The organism is Sphingomonas sp. Leaf62 (genome assembly GCF_001421915.1).
GTDB lineage: Bacteria > Pseudomonadota > Alphaproteobacteria > Sphingomonadales > Sphingomonadaceae > Sphingomonas.
In genome coordinates this window covers 24,538-25,942 of sequence record NZ_LMLN01000008.1, presented here as the reverse complement: position 1 = coordinate 25,942, position 1,405 = coordinate 24,538, and the positions used below count along the sequence as shown (strand labels likewise).

At 67.0% G+C, this 1,405-nt stretch carries 3 protein-coding genes; all 3 read right to left on the bottom strand.

The features are described from left to right. A partial coding sequence (locus tag ASE91_RS05490) for an N-acetylmuramoyl-L-alanine amidase (protein WP_235530343.1) occupies positions 1–705 on the bottom strand: 705 nt, incomplete at its 3' end. 106 nt (positions 706–811) lie between these two features. Continuing rightward, on the bottom strand, positions 812–1,084 hold the full coding sequence (locus tag ASE91_RS05485; RefSeq protein ID WP_056623668.1) for a hypothetical protein: 273 nt from the start codon (positions 1,082–1,084) through the stop codon (positions 812–814). Positions 1,085–1,101: 17 nt separating this feature from the next. Next, a partial coding sequence (locus ASE91_RS05480) for a hypothetical protein (protein WP_235530342.1) occupies positions 1,102–1,405 on the bottom strand: 304 nt, incomplete at its 5' end.

The following is a 1,405-nucleotide window of genomic DNA, read 5'->3' as shown; positions in this document are numbered from 1 at the left end:
CTCGTTCTGGTCGACGCGGCCGTTGCCGTTGCGGTCAGGCGAGAAGTCGCGGTGGCCGCAGATTTTCGCGGTCGGATATTGCGCCTTCAGCTCTCGCAGGATGTCGAGCAGCGCGGCCTTCTGCGCCGGCGTGCGCGTGTCCTTCGGCGTCTTCCCGTCGCTGCCGACCCCGCCGACGTAGCAGATGCCGATCGTCGTGCGGTTGTGCCCTTCGACATGCGCGCCGGCGGTACGCAGCGGCCGGCCGATCTCGATCGTGCCATCGAGACGGATGACGAAGTGATAACCGATGTCGGCCCACTTCTTGGCGAGGTGCCAGCGCCGGATCTCGGCCGCATCGACATACTGGCCTTCGCGGGTGGCCGAGCAATGGACGACGATGCCGGTGATCGCGCGATTGATCGGCGTGCGGACGGCGCGAAGCCACGCCGGTACCACGCCGCTCAACAGCCCGAGCTTTTCTGCAACAGCCGGTTGCGGCATGCCGCGCGCGAGGATCACGAGGAAGAAAAGCGCGCTGCCGATCCACTGCTGGAACCGGTCGGGGATCAGGGCGACGACATTCGGCGGCAGCGACTGCCATCCGGCCTGCAACGAGACCGGATCGATCGCCGCAAACAGCGACACAAGGATGCCAAGCACGGCAATGCGGACCGAATGCGCGCGCGCGAGCACGCGCCCCCGGTTGAGGAGCGACGTCAGCATTTCGTATTCCTTCGGAAAGGGCGGCGTCAGCCGCGAATGGTGTCGAGGATCGGTTGGGCAAGCGACACGACGGTCGCGAGCAGCATCATGATCAGGCCCGCGTCGATCATCGGCCGGGCTTCCGGTCGTCCGGGACCAAGGCGTCCAGTCGCGCCTCAATCCGGATAGTCCGCTCGCGAATGTCTGTGATCCGCTCCTCGCGCCGCTCGCGATCTTCGGTGTCGTGCTTTCGCAGCTCCTCGATCTCACGCGTGTGCCGGGCTTGGGTGGATATGTATTCGCCGCCGGTTAGCAGCGCGCCGCAGAGGGTCAGCACCAGCGCGATCGCGGGCGCGAACGCCAGCCACCGCGGCGCCGGCGGAGGCGTCGTGTCGGTCATCGCAATTCCTTCAGGTGTCAGGGCTTCGGCGGCAGGCCGAGGAACGCTGTTTCCACATTGCGCAGGCAGTGGCCGGGGGCTTCCCCCAGCAGGACGAACAGGCCGTCGATCGCTGGCGCGACGATCGCCGCCCAGCGTGCGCCGCGCAGCTGACCGCGGCCGACATAGCTGCTGATCGTCTCGTCGGCCGAGGGGCACGTATCGGTCAGACGCAGGAGGTATGCGACGCCGACGATCGCGACCTGTGCGAGCTGGTCGACCGACACGAGCATCTGCATCACCACGTCAGCCAGTCGGCGCATCGGGCCATCCTCCAACGAT